At 71.3% G+C, this 18,074-nt stretch carries 18 protein-coding genes and 1 pseudogene; 5 read left to right on the top strand and 14 right to left on the bottom strand.

Annotated features, from left to right (window positions below; genetic code table 11):
• Positions 1–277, top strand: a pseudogene (locus tag ABZS37_RS02705) (hypothetical protein); the annotation flags it as partial.
• A gap of 47 nt (positions 278–324) precedes the next feature.
• The gene (locus ABZS37_RS02700; protein ID WP_355165063.1) at positions 325–693 is read left to right on the top strand and encodes a hypothetical protein; all 369 of its coding nucleotides are present in this window, start codon (positions 325–327) and stop codon (positions 691–693) included.
• A 45-nt stretch (positions 694–738) separates the two neighbouring features.
• On the opposite strand, the gene ABZS37_RS02695 is transcribed toward ABZS37_RS02700, so the two are convergent.
• A complete protein-coding gene (locus ABZS37_RS02695; protein ID WP_355165062.1) occupies positions 739–1,179 on the bottom strand; it encodes a DUF1801 domain-containing protein in 441 nt (146 codons plus the stop codon).
• Positions 1,180–1,665: 486 nt separating this feature from the next.
• On the opposite strand from ABZS37_RS02695, the gene ABZS37_RS02690 reads away from it, so the two are divergent.
• Together ABZS37_RS02690 and ABZS37_RS02685 are read left to right on the top strand one after the other, a co-directional pair.
• Positions 1,666–2,559 carry a DUF1996 domain-containing protein gene (locus tag ABZS37_RS02690; RefSeq protein WP_355165061.1) on the top strand — a complete coding sequence of 298 codons (894 nt, stop codon included), beginning with the start codon at positions 1,666–1,668 and terminating at the stop codon, positions 2,557–2,559.
• 139 nt (positions 2,560–2,698) lie between these two features.
• Positions 2,699–3,346 carry a DUF305 domain-containing protein gene (locus ABZS37_RS02685; RefSeq protein ID WP_355165060.1) on the top strand — a complete coding sequence of 216 codons (648 nt, stop codon included), beginning with the start codon at positions 2,699–2,701 and terminating at the stop codon, positions 3,344–3,346.
• Between the two features lie 61 nt (positions 3,347–3,407).
• On the opposite strand, the gene ABZS37_RS02680 is transcribed toward ABZS37_RS02685, so the two are convergent.
• Positions 3,408–3,656 carry a hypothetical protein gene (locus tag ABZS37_RS02680; RefSeq protein WP_355165059.1) on the bottom strand — a complete coding sequence of 83 codons (249 nt, stop codon included), beginning with the start codon at positions 3,654–3,656 and terminating at the stop codon, positions 3,408–3,410.
• Between the two features lie 280 nt (positions 3,657–3,936).
• Positions 3,937–4,116, bottom strand: coding sequence for a hypothetical protein (locus tag ABZS37_RS02675; protein ID WP_355165058.1), 180 nt, complete (start codon positions 4,114–4,116; stop codon positions 3,937–3,939).
• A 120-nt stretch (positions 4,117–4,236) separates the two neighbouring features.
• On the opposite strand from ABZS37_RS02675, the gene ABZS37_RS02670 reads away from it, so the two are divergent.
• Positions 4,237–4,362: a hypothetical protein gene (locus ABZS37_RS02670; RefSeq protein ID WP_355165057.1), complete on the top strand. Its 126-nt coding sequence runs from the start codon at positions 4,237–4,239 to the stop codon at positions 4,360–4,362.
• Between the two features lie 88 nt (positions 4,363–4,450).
• Here ABZS37_RS02670 and ABZS37_RS02665 read toward each other — a convergent pair whose 3' ends face one another.
• The 11 genes from ABZS37_RS02665 to ABZS37_RS02615 form a co-directional block, all read right to left on the bottom strand.
• Positions 4,451–5,347 carry an acetyltransferase gene (locus ABZS37_RS02665; protein ID WP_355165056.1) on the bottom strand — a complete coding sequence of 299 codons (897 nt, stop codon included), beginning with the start codon at positions 5,345–5,347 and terminating at the stop codon, positions 4,451–4,453.
• A 169-nt stretch (positions 5,348–5,516) separates the two neighbouring features.
• On the bottom strand, positions 5,517–6,182 hold the full coding sequence (locus tag ABZS37_RS02660) for a lactate utilization protein C (protein WP_355165055.1): 666 nt from the start codon (positions 6,180–6,182) through the stop codon (positions 5,517–5,519).
• Positions 6,179–7,633 carry a LutB/LldF family L-lactate oxidation iron-sulfur protein gene (locus ABZS37_RS02655; protein ID WP_355165054.1) on the bottom strand — a complete coding sequence of 485 codons (1,455 nt, stop codon included), beginning with the start codon at positions 7,631–7,633 and terminating at the stop codon, positions 6,179–6,181. The genes ABZS37_RS02660 and ABZS37_RS02655 overlap by 4 nt, the downstream gene beginning before the upstream one ends.
• Positions 7,630–8,412: a (Fe-S)-binding protein gene (locus ABZS37_RS02650; RefSeq protein WP_355165053.1), complete on the bottom strand. Its 783-nt coding sequence runs from the start codon at positions 8,410–8,412 to the stop codon at positions 7,630–7,632. Before ABZS37_RS02650 ends, ABZS37_RS02655 begins: the two co-directional genes overlap by 4 nt.
• 2 nt (positions 8,413–8,414) lie before the next feature.
• Positions 8,415–9,851 (bottom strand): rhamnulokinase family protein, encoded by a 1,437-nt coding sequence (locus ABZS37_RS02645; RefSeq protein ID WP_355165052.1) that lies wholly within the window; start codon positions 9,849–9,851, stop codon positions 8,415–8,417.
• Positions 9,851–11,884 (bottom strand): bifunctional aldolase/short-chain dehydrogenase, encoded by a 2,034-nt coding sequence (locus ABZS37_RS02640; RefSeq protein ID WP_355165086.1) that lies wholly within the window; start codon positions 11,882–11,884, stop codon positions 9,851–9,853. Before ABZS37_RS02640 ends, ABZS37_RS02645 begins: the two co-directional genes overlap by 1 nt.
• Before the next feature lie 38 nt (positions 11,885–11,922).
• Positions 11,923–13,104 carry an L-rhamnose isomerase gene (rhaI, locus tag ABZS37_RS02635; protein WP_355165051.1) on the bottom strand — a complete coding sequence of 394 codons (1,182 nt, stop codon included), beginning with the start codon at positions 13,102–13,104 and terminating at the stop codon, positions 11,923–11,925.
• 148 nt (positions 13,105–13,252) lie between these two features.
• Complete coding sequence (gene rhaS / locus ABZS37_RS02630; RefSeq protein ID WP_355165050.1) at positions 13,253–14,338, bottom strand: rhamnose ABC transporter substrate-binding protein; 1,086 nt, start codon at positions 14,336–14,338, stop codon at positions 13,253–13,255.
• A gap of 37 nt (positions 14,339–14,375) precedes the next feature.
• Entirely contained in the window at positions 14,376–15,431 is a 1,056-nt protein-coding gene (locus tag ABZS37_RS02625) for an ABC transporter permease (RefSeq protein WP_355165049.1), read from the bottom strand.
• A complete protein-coding gene (locus ABZS37_RS02620; protein WP_355165048.1) occupies positions 15,421–16,482 on the bottom strand; it encodes an ABC transporter permease in 1,062 nt (353 codons plus the stop codon). Before ABZS37_RS02620 ends, ABZS37_RS02625 begins: the two co-directional genes overlap by 11 nt.
• Positions 16,479–18,002, bottom strand: coding sequence for a sugar ABC transporter ATP-binding protein (locus tag ABZS37_RS02615; protein WP_355165047.1), 1,524 nt, complete (start codon positions 18,000–18,002; stop codon positions 16,479–16,481). Before ABZS37_RS02615 ends, ABZS37_RS02620 begins: the two co-directional genes overlap by 4 nt.
• Between the last annotated feature and the right edge of the window lie 72 nt (positions 18,003–18,074).

Genomic DNA, 18,074 nt, shown 5'->3' with positions numbered 1-18,074 from the left:
GGAGTCCGACCTGCTCTTCTGGCCTCGGGCCGAATTCGATCGTCTGCTCTCCGAGCACGCCGCGCTCGCCGAGGTCTACGGACCGGACTGGGACGAGCACCGGGCCCGACTGGAGAAGGACCTGGTCCGGCTGACGGGTGCCGGTCAGGCCGGGCTGGGCGTCTTCAGCGCAACCGTGGCCGGGCTGAACGCCTTCGCCGGCCGACGCGGCGGCGACCCGACCGATGCGGCGATCCGGGCGGGCTACGCGGCCGAGGTGTCGGCGCGACCCAGCTGACGATCGGTTACGCGCTCGTCCCGCTGGTCCGCCCGCACACCCGCTGGGTGCTGGGGCTGCTCGCCCTGGGCGCACCGCTCTCCGCGCTGTTGGCGAAGCTCTCCGGTGACGCCTTCTTCGACCGCCTGCGCGCCGCCAACCGGGTCACCCCTGAGTTCGTCCCGACGATCGAGGCGCACCAGCAGTTTGGCGACTTCACGCTCTGGGCCACCATCGGGCTGGCGATCGTGGCGCTGGCACTGGTCTGGTTCGTCCCGCCGCGAGCTGCCGAGCCGAGCGCCACCGGAGGTGCCCGGCCCGGTCGGGCGCTGACCCTGTCGCTGCAGGTGTTGTCGCTGGTGGCCGCGGGCATCGCGGTGTACTACGTGGTCCGCACCGGCGACTCCGGCGCGAAGGCGGTCTGGACGGGTCAGTGACCCCCGTGGGTCAAGGCCGACCGGGCTGGCCGCAGCCACGAAGCCTCAGCGTTGGCTGGCCCGGTTGACACCCTTGTGCACCCGCGCCGTGCGGTCGATCAGCTCGCGCAGCGCGCTCTCGTCGACGTCGTCGAGCCGCTTCAGGTAGAGGCATCCCTTTCCGACGCGATGTGGACCGAGGCGGGCGAGGATCGGGCCGTACCGATCCTCGAAACCACCCACCAGGTAGACGACGAGATGCTGTTTGCGCGGCGAGAAGCCGGCCAGCGGCGCCTCGCCCGTACGCCCGCTGTCGTAGGTGTAGCGGTACCTGCCGAAGCCCACGATGCTCGGGCCCCACATCACCGCCGACTCGCCGGTCACCTCGCCCATGACCGCGCGGAGCCGCCCCGCGTCGGCCCGCTTACGTTCGTCGGGGATGGCGGCCAGGAAATCGTCGACGCTGACCTCGGTCGGGACCATCACTGGCTGCTTCGATGTGCCCATCAGCTAATGCTGTCACGCAAGTACGACGAAGAGTCGCCACACCCGCCCGCCCCGATCAAGCCACCTCCTCGCACGCTCGCCAGGAAAAGGCAACGAGCCAACCCGAAATGATCACCGCTCCGACAGCGAAACGGAGACTCGCGCTCTCCTCGCTCCACCGCAACGCGGTGAGCACGAACGCCACAACGCCGGTCAAGGCCGGGATCGCTCGATGCTCGAGTGATGGATGGCGCGCGAGCGGGTCGTGGGCCGACGAGCCGTGCCTCTATAGCGCCCACCAGGGTCCGGCCCTTCGGCGTCGTCATTTCCACCAACTGCGGCACGTATTGACAAGCTTCAACATCAGGGTGAGGCTGGTCAGCAAGAGAGCGCTCTCTCTCACCCGGGCTCAACAGTCCACCACCAGTCTGGCCAGGGCAATCTCCGATGTCTTCGGCGGCGGCGCCGGAGCTGCCCCTGACCCGTCCCCCCGACAGGAGTCACGAGATGGACAGGGCCGCACCCCTCTCCGGCATCCACCGCCGACTGCGCCTCGCCACGGCGATCGGCGCACTGCTGGTGCTACTCGGCACGTACATCGTCTCCACCACCGCACGGGCCGACGCCGCCCCCGGCGCCAACGCCATCCGGGTCGCCGAGTTCCCCGCCGACTGCACCTACAGCCACCGGCTGCCGGACGACCCGATCGTCTTCCCCAAGCTGCCTGGCGCCTCGCACATGCACAGCTTCTTCGGCAGCACGGTGACGAACGCCAACACCACACTCCCGGACCTGGTCAACTCCCCCACCACCTGCAACCCACGGGTGGACGTCTCGTCCTACTGGGTGCCGACCCTCTACCGCGACAACGTGCCGGTGGAGCCGGCAATCTCCACGTTCTACTACCTGGGCGAGGGGGTACGCGCCGACGTCGTCGCGAACACCCAGCCGTTCCCGCTGGGGCTGCGACTCGTCGCCGGCAACGCGCGAGCCACGGGGCCGAACGACAGCATCGCCCGCTGGTCGTGCCTGCATGCCGGGCAGGTGCCGCCGTCGAAGGACTTCGTCAACTGCCCGGCCGGCACGATGCTGGAGTCGTACCTGGACTTCCCCCAGTGCTGGAACGGCCGAGACCTCGACTCCCCGGACCACAAGAGCCACCTGGCCTACCCGGTGAACCAGGCCTGCCCGAGCACCCACCCGGTGCACGTGCCGAAGTTGCGGCAGGTGCTGCGATACCCGGTCACCGGCGACCCGTCGCACTTCCGGCTGGCCTCCGGGCCGGGCTACACCATGCACGGTGACTTCTTCAACGCCTGGCCGGTGGCGGAGATGGCCCGCCGGGTCCAGGACTGCATCCGCCCCGTCATCAAGTGCGGCCACGACGGCCGACCGATCTGAGCCGACACGTTCACACCCGGAGGCGGGGCCGGGGCCCCCCCCGCCCCCCCGCCGCCCCCCCCACCCCCCCCCCCCCCCCCCCCCGGGGGGGGGGCCCCGCCCCCCCCGGCCCCCCCCGTCCGGGGCGAAAGGAGGCCGGATGCGGATCCCCGTGACCGCACCCATCCCCCTGCTCCTCGTGGCGCTGCTCGTCGCGGGCTGCGCCACAGGGTCGCCCGGCCCCACCCGAACCACGCCACCGACGGGTACGCCGTCGACCGCCTCACCGTCGACTGCGGGCCAGGTCCCGTCCACCGCAACGTCCGGCCCGACCAGCCAGTTCAGCGCCACCGACATCGCGTGGCTCCAGCTGACGGTGGCGATGACCGAACGCCTGCTGCCGGTGCTCGACATGGTGCCGAGCCGGACCACCGACCCGGCCTGGCGACGGATGGCCTCTCGGGTCGGCGCGGTACAACGCGAAGACCTGGGCCGGGCCCGCCGGCTGCTCGCCGAGTCCGGCGCTCCGGCGACCAACCCGCACGAGGGTCACGACATGCCGGGCATGGTCACTGACGAGGAGTTGGCCGCGTTGCGGTCGTCCAGCGGGGTGGCGTTCCACCGGTTGGCAGGCCAGCACGTGCGCGCGCACCTGGCACAGTCGGTGCGGATCGCCACGGCGGAGCAGCGGGCCGGGCTTCACCAGGCGACCACCGCCTTCGCCATGGCGGTGGTCGCGGCGGGCAACGCGGAGCTCACCCGGCTCGAACGGATGGACCGGCCGCCAACGACGGGCCGGGTGACGTGACTCCCGTCCTACGAAAACGCATGGACCGGCCGAGTGACATGACCATCCCCGGACCCCCGTCCTACGAAACTGGCACCGGCCCCATGGCGAGAGTGACCTCCCGGCCCGGCCATCGGGACCGGAGTCGCCGGTCGTGGCTGGCGACGACGATGGCGCCCGGCCCGGTGCCCAGGGCCTCCTCCAGCTCGTCGCAGAGCCGGGGCGAGCCGGAGTCGGGTTCGTCGACGCCGGCCAGGACCCGCAGCAGGGTCGTCCTGCCGGTGCCGTTCTCGTCGATCCGGTCGCCGGGCGCGGCGGTCAGGGGAGACACCGTCGAGCACCCCGGCGCGTGCCCCGGATGCGAAGGAGTTCATGGGCGACGAGCGCGGGCCGAACAGACGTGGGGAACCTCGGAGTACGGAGACCCGGGCGCGCACGATGGGCCCGGCGTGGGCAGGGCATGACGACACGGGCCGCGGCGACAGCGCGATCATGCGCCCGTCTGCGAGCGGCCCGGGCTCTCACCCGGAGATGTCGTCGTCACCTGCCACGGCTGCTCCGATCTTCGGCAACTCGCGTCAGAGGTTGGCTCACCGCCAGCGACACCGGTGTCAGCTCCCGCCCATGCTCGACGAGCTGTTGTCCGACGAGTTTCCCGGGCGCGAGGTGTATCGGCCCGCCAGTCGCCCGGCCCGCGCCCGACGCCCCAGCGCGCCGATGATCGTCAGTAGTAGGACGGCGAAGAGCACGATCCCCCCGCCAAGCACGGCAAAGGTCATTCCGACCGACATGCTCCACCGCCCTTCGACCCACGACCGGTACGGCCGGGTGAACAGATCCTGACACGATCAGGCCTTCCGGGCACCTGCCCGCAGGGAGTCGATGGTGAGGTCGAGAGCGGCCCCGAACAGTTGGACAGCAACCTCGCGGCGCTCGACTTCGAGATCCCGGCGGACGCCCGTCGCCGACTGGAGGAGGCCAGCGCACCGCACGTCGGCATGCCCCACTCGATGTTCACGCCGGAGTACCAGTCCTGATGATCTCCGGCATGGTCAGATGCTGGCGGGGAATGGGGTCGGCGCCTGCTGAGCGGCGCGCCCTGGTGACAGGGCGCACCCCGTTCAGCTACTCCTGAGCGGTCGGCGGCGTGAAGGCGACCCGGGAGCGCAGCTGCCGAAACCCGGTCCGCTCCAGCTCCGCCAGCACCGCCACCCGGTGGGCGTCCACGTCGGCGATGACCTCTCGGGCACCGCCGGCGGCCAGCACCCGGACCGCCTCGGCCAGCAGCTCGGGCCGGGCCGCCTCGTCGAGCAGACCGAGGTAGGCGAGGAGCGGGTAGCAGGCATCGCCGGCCGTGCCGACCAGACCCACCGGCGTCCCGGCCTCCCGCGCGATACGCCAGTTCTCGGCCGCATCGCCCAGCCAGGCCAGGGGGTCGGTGGCCAGGTCGACGCCGCTGACCACACGCGCGATCTCGACGCCGGTCAGCACGTCCGGCTCGGCGATCCGGGCGACGAGAGCGTTGATCTCCGCCGCGTCGACGGCCGGGCGGAGGTCGTACCGCCCGGAGGACGCCGGCAGGGGTGTGCCGGTCCAGGAGCATCGGAGCCGCTCCCCCCGCTCGACCAACCCGGCGAGGCGGGCGGCAGCCATCGGTGCCCGCACTACCGCCAGCACTTCGGGTCGACGCCGCCAGTGCGCCGGCAGGGCGGCGTAGTACAGGCCGGGACCGCCCAACGCCTCGTGGGCGGCGCGCAGCAGCTCGGCACCCACGTCCGGCTCGGCGTCCAGATCGAAGCGTTCCAGCCACGGGGCGCCGACGGCGCCCGGTGGGAGGAGCCAGGCGGCTCGGCCAACCACCCGGCCGGCGCGGAGGGCGACCCAGGTGGTCTCGGGCCGGTAGCCGCCGCCGGCGATCCCGTCGGCGTAAGCGACCTGGCGCAGTTGTGGCAGCGGGTCGGGCATGGAGTCGAACAGGTTTTCCTCGCCCGCGACGAGCGGACGAATGACCAGATCAGTCATGGATTGGTCCTCCGGGAAGCGAGCGCCCCGGGTCAGGTCCGCGCGAACGCCGGAGCGCGCAGGGGGCGCAGAACATCGGACATTGTTCTGACCTCCTCCCAGCTCGACGGCGTGCCGGAAGAACATACGCGGAACTCTCGCCGGCCCGCAATGGATTGTCGGACGCGGGTCACAGCGTCGGTGGTCTCCGACCCACGCCGGTGGGCGCGCTGGTCGAAGACGGCGCAGTGTCGGCTGAAGGGACGATCACCACGTGCAGGTGTCGAGGGCCGTGGACGCCCTCGACGCGGTTGAGTTCGATGTCGCTGGTGGCGGAGGGACCGCTGATCCAGGTGAGTGGGCGATGCGGGTCGAGGCGCGCGAGGGCGTCCGGGACGTTCGCGACGACCTGATCGGCGCGCACCACGCAGATGTGCACGTCGGGCAGGAGCGTGATGACGCGCCTACCCTGGTCGGCGGCCGCGTCGAGGATGACGGTCCCGGTCTCGGCGACGGCGACCGCCGCCGCGGTGACCACCCCGTCGGCGGTGGCGATGTCGTCTCTCCGGAGATTGTCGTCAGTCAGCACGTCGACGCCCTCGGGCAGCCAGTGTCGGGGCAGCCCCGCCGGAATCACGACCCGCCGGCCACCGAGGACCGCGTCGACGACCTGCGCCACCTCGCCGTCGGAGCACCGGTGCACGGTGGCCCGGTAGTCGGTGAGCCGGTGCACCAGGACGTCGAGGTGCACGGCACCACCGGCCGGTCGGTAGTCCCGCGCCACGTCGGCGGGGGTGGACGGCTCCGGGCCGAGAGCGGCGCGCAGCCGCCCGAGGATCACCTCCCGGGAGCTCATCGCTGCGCCCACCATTCGCGGAAGGTCTGCGGTGGCGGCTGCGGCAGGTCGCGGCCGACGGTCCAGCCGGACAACGGCGGGGGGAGGCCACGGCCACGCCGGCCGGCGAAGCGGGCGGCCCGCGAGCCACGCTGCGCGGCCTCGTACAGCGGCAGGTGATCCATGGTGTACGCGGCGGCGGCCATGGTGACCGCCTCGGCGCTCGGCAGGCGATGCTCGCTCCGGTAGGCGGTCACGTGCTCCGCGCGCAGGTGCACCAGGATCGACGGAATGTCGATCTTCACGGGGCACGCGTCGAAGCACGCGCCGCAGAGCGAGGAGGCGAAGGGCAGGGAGGCGTTGTCCTCCACCCCGGTCAGCTGGGGTGAGAGCACGGCACCGATCGGTCCCGGATAGACGGATCCGTACGCGTGGCCGCCGGTGCGCTCGTAGACGGGGCAGACATTGAGGCAGGCGGAGCAGCGGATGCAGTGCAGCGCCTGGCGGCCGACCTCGTCGGCGAGCACCGCGCTGCGGCCGTTGTCCAGCAGCACGAGGTGGAAGTCCTGTGGCCCGTCGTCGGGGGTGACACCGGTCCACATCGAGGTGTACGGGTTCATCCGTTCCCCGGTGGAGGCCCGGGGCAGCAGTTGCAGGAACACCTCCAGGTCGGCCCAGGTGGGGATGACCTTCTCGATGCCCATCACGGTGATCAGGGTGTCCGGCAGGGTGAGACACATCCGGCCGTTGCCCTCGGATTCGACCACCGCGAGGGTGCCGGTCTCGGCCACCGCGAAGTTCGCCCCGGAGACCGCGACCCGGGTGCTGAGGAACGTACGGCGCAGGTGACGGCGGGCCGCCGCCGCCAGGATCGCGGGTTCATCGGTCAGCGCGGGGTCGACGCCGGGCATCTCACGCAGGAAGATCTCGCGAATCTCCGCGCGGTTACGGTGGATCGCGGGTACGAGGATGTGGCTGGGCTTGTCCCGGCCGAGCTGGACGATCAGCTCGGCCAGGTCGGTCTCCACCGGTTCGATGCCGGCCGCCTCCAGTGCCTCGTTGAGGCCGATCTCCTGGGTGGCCATCGACTTGACCTTCATGACCCGGTCGCTGCCGGTGGCCTTGACCAGCGCGGTGACGATCCGGTTGGCCTCGACGGCGTCGGCGGCCCAGTGCACGGTGCCGCCCGCGGCGGTGACCGCCCTCTCCAACTGGTCGAGCAACTCGGGCAGGCGTGCCATCGCGTCGGCCTTGATGGCGCGGCCGGCCTCGCGCAGCTCCTCCCAGTCGGGGACCTCGCTGATGACGGCCGCCGACTTGGCCCGGATGGTGGCGGTGGCGTGGCCGAGATTACGGCGTAGTTGGGCGTCGGCGAGACTGCGCCTGGCCGCGACCGGGAAGGGCTCGTCGCCGCGCAGGTGCCCGACACCGCGCGGCGCGGTGACCGGCATGCCGAGGAAGGTCCGGGTCATGCGGGCACCTCACCGGTCCGTCGCTGCGCCTGCTGGACCGGGTCGGCGGTGGCCTCGGTGCTGGCCAGGATCTCCGCGAGGTGCACGGTACGTACGCCGGTCCGCAGCCGGGACAGCCCACCGCCGATGTGCATCAGGCAGGAGGCGTCCCCGGCGGTGCAGACGTCGGCCCGGGTGGCGAGTACGTGACGCATCTTGTCGGCCAGCATCGCCGTCGAGGTGTCGGCGTTCTTCACCGCGAACGTGCCGCCGAAGCCGCAGCACTGCTCGGCCTGCGGCAGCTCGACCAGGTCCAGGCCGCGGACCTCACGCAACAGCCGCAGTGGCTTGTCCCCCACCCGGATCATCCGCAGCGAGTGGCAGGTCGGGTGGTACGTGACCCGGTGGGGATAGTAGGCACCGACGTCGGTCACCCCGAGCACGTCGACGAGCAACTCCGACAGCTCGTACGTGCGACGGGCGACCTCCTCGGCCTGGCTGGCCAACCGCTCGTCGCCGGCCCGCCGGGCGACCATCGCGTGCTGGTGGCGCACCGATCCGACGCATGAGCCCGACGGGGCCACCACCACGTCGTACGGGGCGAAGGTCCGCACGTGCCGACGCACGAGGCGCAGCGCCTCGTCCGGATAGCCGGTGTTGATGTGCATCTGCCCGCAGCAGGTCTGGTCCTGCGGGAAGGCGACCTCGTGACCGAGCCGCTCCAGCAGCCGTACCGTCGCCTTGGCCGTCTCCGGGAACAGGGTGTCGGCCAGGCACGTGACGAACAGGGCTATCCGCATGCTCAGTCCTCCCATCCGAGGCGCCGGGCAGCCGCCCGCCACGCCGTCGCGTCGGCGCGTGGCTCGTACCGCGTGATCTGTTGGGTCGCACGCAGTACGGACCGCAGCGACGCCAGGTCACCGCCGATCACACCGAGCGCGCGGGCCTGCACCAGGGCGTTGCCGAGGGCGGTGGCTTCGACCGGCCCGGCGAGCACCGGCAGGCCGCAGGCGTCGGCGGTGAGCTGGCAGAGCAGGTCGTTGCGGGCACCGCCGCCGACGACGTGCACGGCGTCGACGTGTCGACCGGAGAGCCGTTGCACCTGCTGGACAGCGCGCCGGTGCGCCAGTGCGAGGCTGTCCAGGATGCACCGGACCGTGGCCGCGGGGCTGTCCGGCAGCGGCTCCCCGGTACGCCGGCAGACCTGGGCGATGCGTGCGGGCATGTCGCCGGGTGGCAGGAAGGTGGGGTCGTCCGGATCCACCACGGAACGGAACGCCGGTTCCTGGGCTGCCTGCCGGAGCAGGGCGGGCAGGTCCGTGGTGCCCCAGGTGCGCAGTGACTCCTGCAGTGGCCAGAGACCCATCACGTTACGCAAATAACGGATCGTGCCGTCGACGCCGGACTCGTTGGTGAAGTTGGCCCGTCGGCTCGGCTCGCTGAGCACCGGTGCGTCCAGCTCGACGCCGACCAGTGACCAGGTGCCGCAGGAGATGTAGGCGAAGTGCTCACCGGCAGCCGGCACCCCAACCACGGCCGACGCCGTGTCGTGCGAGCCCACCGCCACCACCTCGGGCGTTCCGGGCAGGTCGAGCGCGGGCAGGACCGGGCCGATCCGGGTGCCCGGCTCGCGCAGCGGCGGAAACAGCTCGCCGCGGATCCCCGCGTCGGCCATCAGGTCGGTGGCCCAGGCGCGGCGACGCAGGTCGTACAGCTGGGTGGTGGAGGCGTTGGTGACCTCGGCGCCGATCTCGCCGGTGAGCCAGTACGCGAGGAGGTCCGGGATCAGCAGCAGCCGGTGCGCGGCCTCCAACTGGGGCGTACCGGCGGCGGCGGCGAGCTGGTAGAGGGTGTTGAACGGCAGGTGTTGCAGCCCGGTCGTGGCATAGAGCCGCTCCGGCCCGAGCTGCTTGGCCACCCGGTCGCTGACGCCCTCGGTACGCCCGTCGCGGTAGTGCACCGGGTTGCCGAGCAGAGCGCCGGTGGCGTCGAGCAGCCCGTAGTCCACCGCCCAGGTGTCGATGCCGATCCCGGCGACCGGGCCGGCGGCGCGCAACCCTTCCAGCACGCCCTGGTAGAGCGCCAGGACGTCCCAGTGCAGGGTGCCCGCCACCCGCACCGGTTCGTTGCGGAACCGGTGCGCCTCCGTGAGCTCCAGCATCCCCGGCCCGACGCGCGCGAGCATGACCCGGCCGCTGGACGCGCCCACGTCCACAGCGGCCAGTCGCACGGCGGTCATCAGCGGAGGAAGGCCGCAGCGACGCCTGCGTCCACCGGGACGTGCATGCCTGTGGTGTGCGACAGCTCCCCGCCGGTGAGCACGAAGACCGCGTTGGCGACGTGCTCGGGCAGCACCTCGCGCTTGAGCAGCGTGCGCTGGGCGTAGAACTCGCCCAGCTTCTCCTCCGGCACGCCGTAGACGGCGGCCCGCTGTGCGCCCCAGCCTCCGGCGAAGATCCCGGAGCCGCGGACCACCCCGTCCGGGTTGACACCGTTGACCCGGATGCCGTGACCGCCGAGTTCGGCGGCGAGCAGCCGGACCTGGTGCGCCTGGTCGGCCTTCGCCGCGCCGTACGCCACGTTGTTCGGTCCGGCGAACAGGGAGTTCTTGCTGGAGATGTAGACGATGTCCCCGCCCATCCCCTGCGCCAGCAGCACCCGCGCGGCCTCCCGCGAGACGAGGAAGGAACCCTTGGCCATCACGTCGTGCTGGACGTCCCAGTCCGCTTCGGTCGTCTCCAGCAGCGACTTGGACAGCGACAGCCCGGCGTTGTTCACGACCAGGTCCACCCCGCCGAAGGCCAGGACCGCCTCGCGCAGGGCGCCGGCCACGGCGTCACCGTCGCTGACGTCGGCGGCGACGGCGACCGCCCTGTCGGTGCTGCCGATCTCGGCGGCGACGGCGCCAGCCGCCTGGGCGTCGCGGTCGGCGACCACGACACAGGCGCCCTCCGCGGCGAGCCGGTGGGCGATCGCCCGGCCGATCCCGGAGCCGCCTCCGGTGACGAACGCGACCCGTGTGGCGAGGGCCTTCGGCTTCGGCATGCGCTGAAGCTTCGCCTCCTCCAGGGCCCAGTACTCGATCCGGAACTTCTCGGCCTCGTCGATCGGCGCGTAGCGCGACACGGCCTCCGCGCCGCGCATCACGTTGATGGCGTTGACGTAGAACTCGCCGGCGACGCGGGCGGTCTGCTTGTTGACGCCGAAGCTGAACAGGCCCACACCGGGCACCAGGACGACGGCCGGATCGGCACCCCGCATCGGCGGGCTGTCCGCGTTGGCGTGTCGCTCGTAATAGGCGAGGTAGTCGTCGCGGTAGGAGGCGTGCAGCTCCTTGAGGCGGGCGATCACGTCCTCGATGGGGGCGGTGGGTGGCAGGTCGAGCACCATCGGACGAACCTTGGTGCGCAGGAAGTGGTCCGGGCAGGACGTGCCGAGGGCGGCGAGCGCGGGGTGCTTCTCCCGCGCGACGAAGTCCAGCACCACGTCACTGTCGGTGAAGTGGCCGACCTGCGGTCGATCCGTGGACGCCAGGCCCCGCAGCACCGGGAACAGCGCCGCCGCCCGACGTCGGCGTTCGTCGGTGGGCAGCGGCTCGTAGCCGGCGATGACCGGGCCGAGCGGCTCGGCCCGGCCCCGCTCGTCGAGGAACGTCTGCGCGCTGCGGATCATCTCCAGCGAGTTGCGTTCGCACTCGTCGCTGGTCGCGCCCCAGGCCGTGATGCCGTGCCCGCCGAGGATCACGCCGATCGCCTGCGGGTTGGCCCGTGCCACGGCGGCGATGTCGAGGCCGAGCTGGAAGCCGGGCCGTCGCCAGGGGACCCACAGCACGCGGTCGCCGAAGATCTCCTTGGTCAGCTCCGGCCCGTCAGCGGCGGCGGCGATCGCGATGCCGGCGTCGGGGTGCAGGTGGTCGACGTGCGCGGCGTCGACGAGCCCGTGCATGGCGGTGTCGATGGACGGCGCGGCCCCGCCCCGGCCGTGCAGGCAGTAGTCGAACGCGGCGACCATCTCGTCCTCCCGCTCGATGCCGGGGTAGACCTGGACGAGGGCGCGGAGCCGGTCCAGCCGCAGCGCGGCCAACCCGGCCTCGGTGAGGGTGCCGAGGTCACCGCCGGAGCCCTTGACCCAGAGCAGCTCGACCGGACCGCCGGTGACCGGGTCGGTGGCCGCACCCTTGGCGGAGGTGTTGCCCCCGGCGTAGTTCGTCGTGGTCGGGTCGGCGCCGAGCCGGTTGCTGCGCGCGATCAGCGCCTGAACCTCGGATTGCATCGTCCTCACGTCCCCAGTCTGCGTTTCTTCAGTGATGGTCAGGCGCCCCAGCCGGCCTGCTGGCCGTCGGCGCGTTCGGCGCGGATCTTGTCGAAGTAGCCGGAGCGGGCGTACGCGGCCATCGGGTCCGGATCCAGGCCCAGGTCCGTACGGAGCCCGGCGAGCAGTGGTCGGACGTCGGTGTTGTACGCGTCCATCAGCACGGCGTTGGCGGCGAGCACGTCACCGCTGCGCTGCGCGGCGGCCAGCGCGTCCGCGTCGACGAGCAGCGCCTTCGCCGTCGCCTCCTGCACGTTGAGCACCGAGCGGATGATGGCGGGGATCTTCGCCTCGATGTTGTGGCACTGGTCGAGCATGAACGCGATGCCCGCCTCCGGCGCCAACGCCTCGCCACGGACGATCTCGTACATGATCCGGAACAGCTGGAACGGGTCCGCGGAGCCGACCATCAGATCGTCGTCGGCGTAGAAGCGCGAGTTGAAGTCGAAAGCGCCGAGCTTCCCGACGCGCAGCAGGAACGCCACGATGAACTCGATGTTCGTACCCGGGGCATGGTGCCCGGTGTCGATCACCACCTGCGCCTTCGGACCCAGCTCCAGGCAGTGCGCGTACGCGGTGCCCCAGTCCGGCACGTCGGTGGTGTAGAAGGCCGGCTCGAACAGCTTGTACTCCAGCAGCAGGCGTTGGTCGTCGCCGAGCCGGTCGTAGGTTTCGCGCAGCGCGGCCGCGAGCCGGTCCTGCCGGGTGCGGATGTCGTCCTGGCCGGGATAGTTGGTGCCGTCGGAGAACCAGAGCTTCAGGTCGCGGGAGCCGGTGCGGTCCATGATGTCCACGCACTCGAGCAGGTGGTCGATGGCCTTGCGGCGCACCCCCGGGTCCGGGTTGGTGACGCTGCCCAGCTTGTAGTCGTTGTCCTGGAAGACGTTCGCGTTGATCGCGCCCAGGCCGACACCGTGGTCCCCCGCGTACGCGGCCAGATCGGCGTAGTCGTCGACACGGTCCCACGGGATGTGCAGCGCCACCGTCGGTGCGACGCCGGTGAGCTGGTGTACGACCGCCGCGTCGGCGATCTTCTCGTACGGATTGCGCGGCACACCCTCCTGCGGGAACACCTTGAACCGGGTTCCGGAGTTGGCGTACGCCCAGGACGGGGTCTCGATGCGCTGGCCTCGCAGGGCTTGCTTGACCCGATCGAGGGTCTGCGCGTCGGGCTGCGTCATGGTGTTTCTCCCGTCTCTGCGGCGAACCGCGTCGCACGCTCTGCGGCGAGCTGCGCCGCAAGGTTGAAGTCCTCGTCCAACGGCCGCATGGCGCGGTCGGCTCTCCCGGTCGGTGCACGACGTGCGCCGGCACCGACCGGGAGGGCGATCAGAACTGGAACTGGTCGATGTTGTTCTTGTCGAACACGGTGGGTGGGCCGAGGACGACCACCCCGTCCTTCGCGACGGTGAACTCGCCGAGCTTGCCGGCCTTGAACGTGTCGCCCTCGGCACCGGTGATCTGACCGGAGGCCAGGGCCGCACCGGCGTACGCGGCGAGGTAGCCGAGGTCGGCCGGGCTCCACAGGGCGAACCCGTCGACGGTGCCGTCCTTGACGTACTGGCGCATCTGGTTCGGGGTGCCCAGGCCGGTCAGCTTGACCTTGCCCTTGTACTGCGAACCACTGAGGTACCGAGCGGCGGCGGCGACGCCGACCGTGGTGGGCGAGATGATGCCCTTGAGGTTCGGGTACGACTGCAGTAGACCCTGGGTCTCCTGGAAGGACTTCTGGTCGTCGTCGTTGCCGTACGCCACGGTGACCAGCTTGATCTTGCTGTACTCGGGCTTCGCCAGCTCGGTCTTCATCAACGCGATCCAGGCGTTCTGGTTGGTCGCGTTGGCGGTCGCGGAGAGGATCGCGATCTCCCCCTCGCCGCCGATCTGCTGCGAGATGAGCTTGACCTGGTTTTCCGCGATGCCCTCGGCGGTCACCTGGTTGACGAAGATCTGGCGGCACTCCGGCTTGGTGTCCGAGTCGAAGGTGACGATCTTCGCGCCGGCCGCCTTCGCCTGGTTGAGCGCCCCGCAGATGGCATTGGGGTCATTGGCCGAGGTGACGATCACGTCCATGCCCTGCTGGGACAGGGTGTTGATGTAGCTGACCTGGGACGAGGCGCTGGCCTCGGAGGGGCCGACCTCCTTGAACTCACCCTTGATCTCGGTGACCGCGTCCTTGCCGCCGTTGTCCGAGACCGTGAAGTACGGGTTGTTGAGCTGCTTCGGCAGAAAGGCGATCTTGAGCCCTTCCTTGAGTGCGGCGTTGGGATTGGCGGCGCCGCTCGCCTTGTTGCCGGCGCCGGTGTCGTTGCCGGTGTTGTCCCGGGTGGTGCCGCCACAGGCCGTGGCGCTGAGCAGCAGTGCGGCGAGGGTGAGGCTGGTGGCACCGACACGGAGCCCTCTGCGGTACGCGGACATCGTCATCCTTCCGGGGGTGGGTGGTACGCGGGGGAGGTCACGGCACGACGGGGTGCCGCTGTCGTCGACGCTGCAGCCGGGCGCGGACGTCCGCGACGGCGTTGGGCAGGACGACGGATGCAATGAGCAGGGTGCCGGTGACGATCGTCAGCGCGTTGGCGTCGACGTCGGCGAGCTGCAGCGCGTTGCGCAGCACGCCGAGGAGCAGGACGGCAGCCAGCACGCCGAGCAGACCACCCCGACCGCCGAAGATCGACACACCGCCGAGCAGTACGGCGGTCACCACGGTCAACTCCAGGCCGGTGGCGTTGTCGCCACGGGCGCTGGCGTAGCGCAGGGTCCAGAAGATGCCGGCCAGCCCGCACACGGCACCCGAGACCACGAACAGCCAGAACTTCGTCCGGGCCACCGAGACACCGGTGAACGTGGCGGCCTGGTCGTTGTTGCCCATGGCGTAGAGCGCGCGGCCGGCCGGGGTGGCGTGCAGCACGACCGCGAAGACCACCGCGAGCAGCAGCAGCGGCACCACCACGACCGGAACGGACGTGCCGGGGATGTTGCGCACCATGGCTGCCGTCCAGTCGGCCGGGAAGTCCGCGACGGCCTGGTCGCCGAGCACGACGAAGGACAGCCCCCGGTAGAGGGCCAGCGTGCCGATGGTGACCGCCAGCGACGGCAGGCCGAAGCCGGTCACGAAGAGGCCGTTCACCGCGCCGAGCACCGCGCCGAGCAGCACCACGGCGACGCAGATCAGCTCCAGGGACAGCCCGCTGGAGAGCCAGAGCTGGCCCATCAGGGTGCTACTCAGGCCCACCATGCTGGCCACCGAGAGGTCGATCTCGCCGGTGATCACGATCAGGGTCATCGGCAGCGCGATGAGCGCGAGCGGCACCAGATCGAGCAGCAGGAACTGGGCGTTGCGACCGGTGGCGAAGTTCTCCACGGTCACTCCGGCGACCAGCACGGCCACCACGAGAGCGGCGACGATCACCGCGTCCCAGGAGCCGAGCAGCCCGCGCAGGCTGGCGAGGCGTCCCGCGCCGGGCTCGGCCTCGGCGGTGGGCGGTGCCGCGTACAGGCTGTCATGCGCCATGGGCGCTTCTCCCTCGGAGCCGGGCCGCCACCCGCAGGGCCAGGAGCCGGTCCAGCCCGATGGCGGCAAGGATGAGTGCGCCGACCACGGCCTGCTGCCAGAACGGGTCGATACGCAGGACTGCGAGTGAGCTGCCGATCGTGGTCAGCAGCACGGCGCCGAGCGCCGCGCCGTAGGCGCTGCCGCTGCCACCGAAGATCGCCACCCCGCCGACCACGGCCGCTGCGACGACCTGGAGCTCCAGACCTGTGCCGGCGGCTGCGTCCAGGGTCCCGAACCGGGCCGCGTACAGCACGCCGGCGAGGCCGGCGAGCGCGCCGTTGGCGACGAACACGGCGAACACCCGCCGGCCCACCGGGATGCCGGAGAGCCGGGCCGCGGCCGGTTCGGAACCGATCGCGTAGAGCTCCCGGCCACTGCGGTAGGACCGCAGGTAGAAGCCGATGGCGGCGACGACGACCAACGCGACGAGGAACAGCACGGGTACGCCGAGCACCGTCTGGTTGCCCAGCCGCAGGAACGACGGGGGCATGTCGGCGGCGTTGATCTGACGCCCGGACGCCCAGTAGTAGTCGACGCCGCGGAAGGCGTAGAGGGTGCCGAGGGTGATGACCAGGGCGGGCACCCGGGCCACCGCGATCAGGCCACCGTTGACGACCCCGCACAGCGCGCCCAGCGCGACGCCCAGGAGGAGCGCCACCGGCCACGGGGTGCCGGGCGCGGAGACGAACAGCGTGCCGGTGGCGAAGGCGACCAGGCCCAGGATCGAGCCGACGGAGAGGTCGACGTTGCGGGTGACGATGACCAGGGTCTGGCCGACCGCCAGGATCACCAGGATCGCGCAGCCCAGCAGCAGGTCCTTCACGCTCTGGCCGCTGAGGAACCGGTCGTTGCGCAGGGTGGTGACCAGGACCAGCAGGCCGAGTGCGATCAGCAGGCTCAGCTCGCGTACGGCCAGCAGCCGCTCGGTGAGGCCACGGCGCTGCCGGCCGGGGTCGGTCGGGGCGTTCCCGGCGGCCCGCTCGGGCGCGTCGGCGTCGGTGAGGCTCATACGGTCGCTCCTTGACCGGTGGCGGCGAACATGATGGAGGTCTCGTCCGCCTCGGCCCGGGACAGCTCGCGGACCAGTCGCCCCTCGTGCATGACGAGAACCCGGTCGGCCATGCCGAGCACCTCGGGCAGCTCGCTGCTGATCATGAGGATGGCCAGGCCCTCGCCGGCCAGCTCGGAGAGCAGGCGGTGCACCTCGGACTTGGTGCCGACGTCGATGCCACGGGTGGGTTCGTCGATGATCAGGATCCGTGGTTCGGTGGCCAGCCACTTGGCCAGCACGACCTTCTGCTGGTTGCCGCCGGAGAGGGTCGCCACGGGCGCTCCGAGCCGGGCGGCCTTCACCTGCAGCCGCCGCGTCCAACGGTGGGCCTCGGTGCGCTCGGCGCCACCGAACAGGAGGCCGAGCCGGCTCAGGGCCCGGCGGCGGGCCAGGGTGGCGTTGCGCTCGACCGACAACTCCATGACGAGGCCCTGCTGGCGACGGTCCTCGGGGACCAGCGCCATGCCGGCGGCGATCGCCCGGCCCGGGTTACCCGCCCGGACGGCTCGGCCGGCCACCAGCACCTCGCCCGCGTCGTAACGGTCCACTCCGAAGATGGCGCGGGCGACCTCGCTGCGCCCGGCGCCGACCAGCCCGGCGAGGGCGACGATCTCGCCACCCCGTACGGAGAACGACACATCGGCGAAGACACCGGTGCGGGTGAGCCCTCGGACCTCGAGCAGGGTGTCCCGCAGCTCGGCGTCCTGCTTGGGAAAGAGCGAGGAGACGTCCCGACCGACCATGCGTCGCACCACCTCGTCGACGGTGAGGTCGGTGGCGTGATCGCTGGAGACCCAGGCACCGTCGCGCAGCACGGTGATGCGGTGGCACAGGTCGAACACCTCGTCGAACCGGTGCGAGATGAACAGCACCGCCGCACCGCGCTCGCAGAGCGACCGGGTGACCGCGAACAGCCGCTCGACCTCCACACCGGACAGCGCGGCGGTGGGTTCGTCCATGACCAGGACCCGGGCGTCGAAGGAGATCGCCTTGGCGATCTCGACGAGCTGCTGATCGGCGATGGAGAGCCCGCGCGCGGGGCGGGTCGGATCGATCCGGACGCCCAGCCGCTGGAAGAGCCGCTCGGCATCGCGGTTCATCGCCGCGGTGTCGATGCGGCGCAGGCCGCGCAGCGGTTGCCGGCCCATGAAGATGTTCTCCGCCACCGACAGGTCCGGGAAGAGCGTCGGCTCCTGGTAGATGACGGCGATGCCGGCGGCCCGCGCGTCGCCGGGGCCGCGAAGGCGCAGCGGCTGCCCGTCGAGGGTCATCCCGCCGGCGTCCGGTGCGTGCGCGCCGGCCAGTATCTTCACCAGGGTGGACTTGCCGGCCCCGTTCTCGCCGACCAGGGCGTGCACCTCACCGGAGTGCAGCGCCAGGTGCACCCCGCGCAGCGCGGCGACGGCCCCGAAGGACTTCGTCACGCCGTCGAGGACCAGCAGCGGAGCGCGGTCCGTGCCTGGTGCTTCGGCGGTCATCCGACCCCTCCTGAATCGTTTCATGTGTCGTCCATGGACGGTAGGGGCCGGCCTTCGAAAGCGTCAAGAGTT

Origin of the sequence: Micromonospora sp. NPDC005413 (assembly GCF_040606435.1) — a bacterium.
Taxonomy (GTDB): domain Bacteria; phylum Actinomycetota; class Actinomycetes; order Mycobacteriales; family Micromonosporaceae; genus Micromonospora.
The sequence above is the reverse complement of the archived record's forward strand: the minus strand, read 5'-3'. Positions and strand labels throughout refer to the sequence as shown.

What these genes read in the sequence shown, in the direction of transcription:
- ABZS37_RS02695 (WP_355165062.1), bottom strand. Translation starts at nt 1,179, where the DNA reads ATGGGCACATCGAAGCAGCCAGTGATGGTCCCGACCGAGGTCAGCGTC.
- ABZS37_RS02690 (WP_355165061.1), top strand. Translation starts at nt 1,666, where the DNA reads ATGGACAGGGCCGCACCCCTCTCCGGCATCCACCGCCGACTGCGCCTC.
- ABZS37_RS02685 (WP_355165060.1), top strand. Translation starts at nt 2,699, where the DNA reads ATGCGGATCCCCGTGACCGCACCCATCCCCCTGCTCCTCGTGGCGCTG.
- ABZS37_RS02675 (WP_355165058.1), bottom strand. Translation starts at nt 4,116, where the DNA reads ATGTCGGTCGGAATGACCTTTGCCGTGCTTGGCGGGGGGATCGTGCTC.
- ABZS37_RS02665 (WP_355165056.1), bottom strand. Translation starts at nt 5,347, where the DNA reads ATGACTGATCTGGTCATTCGTCCGCTCGTCGCGGGCGAGGAAAACCTG.
- ABZS37_RS02660 (WP_355165055.1), bottom strand. Translation starts at nt 6,182, where the DNA reads ATGAGCTCCCGGGAGGTGATCCTCGGGCGGCTGCGCGCCGCTCTCGGC.
- ABZS37_RS02655 (WP_355165054.1), bottom strand. Translation starts at nt 7,633, where the DNA reads ATGACCCGGACCTTCCTCGGCATGCCGGTCACCGCGCCGCGCGGTGTC.
- ABZS37_RS02650 (WP_355165053.1), bottom strand. Translation starts at nt 8,412, where the DNA reads ATGCGGATAGCCCTGTTCGTCACGTGCCTGGCCGACACCCTGTTCCCG.
- ABZS37_RS02645 (WP_355165052.1), bottom strand. Translation starts at nt 9,851, where the DNA reads ATGACCGCCGTGCGACTGGCCGCTGTGGACGTGGGCGCGTCCAGCGGC.
- ABZS37_RS02640 (WP_355165086.1), bottom strand. Translation starts at nt 11,884, where the DNA reads ATGCAATCCGAGGTTCAGGCGCTGATCGCGCGCAGCAACCGGCTCGGC.
- rhaI (WP_355165051.1), bottom strand. Translation starts at nt 13,104, where the DNA reads ATGACGCAGCCCGACGCGCAGACCCTCGATCGGGTCAAGCAAGCCCTG.
- rhaS (WP_355165050.1), bottom strand. Translation starts at nt 14,338, where the DNA reads ATGTCCGCGTACCGCAGAGGGCTCCGTGTCGGTGCCACCAGCCTCACC.
- ABZS37_RS02625 (WP_355165049.1), bottom strand. Translation starts at nt 15,431, where the DNA reads ATGGCGCATGACAGCCTGTACGCGGCACCGCCCACCGCCGAGGCCGAG.
- ABZS37_RS02620 (WP_355165048.1), bottom strand. Translation starts at nt 16,482, where the DNA reads ATGAGCCTCACCGACGCCGACGCGCCCGAGCGGGCCGCCGGGAACGCC.
- ABZS37_RS02615 (WP_355165047.1), bottom strand. Translation starts at nt 18,002, where the DNA reads ATGACCGCCGAAGCACCAGGCACGGACCGCGCTCCGCTGCTGGTCCTC.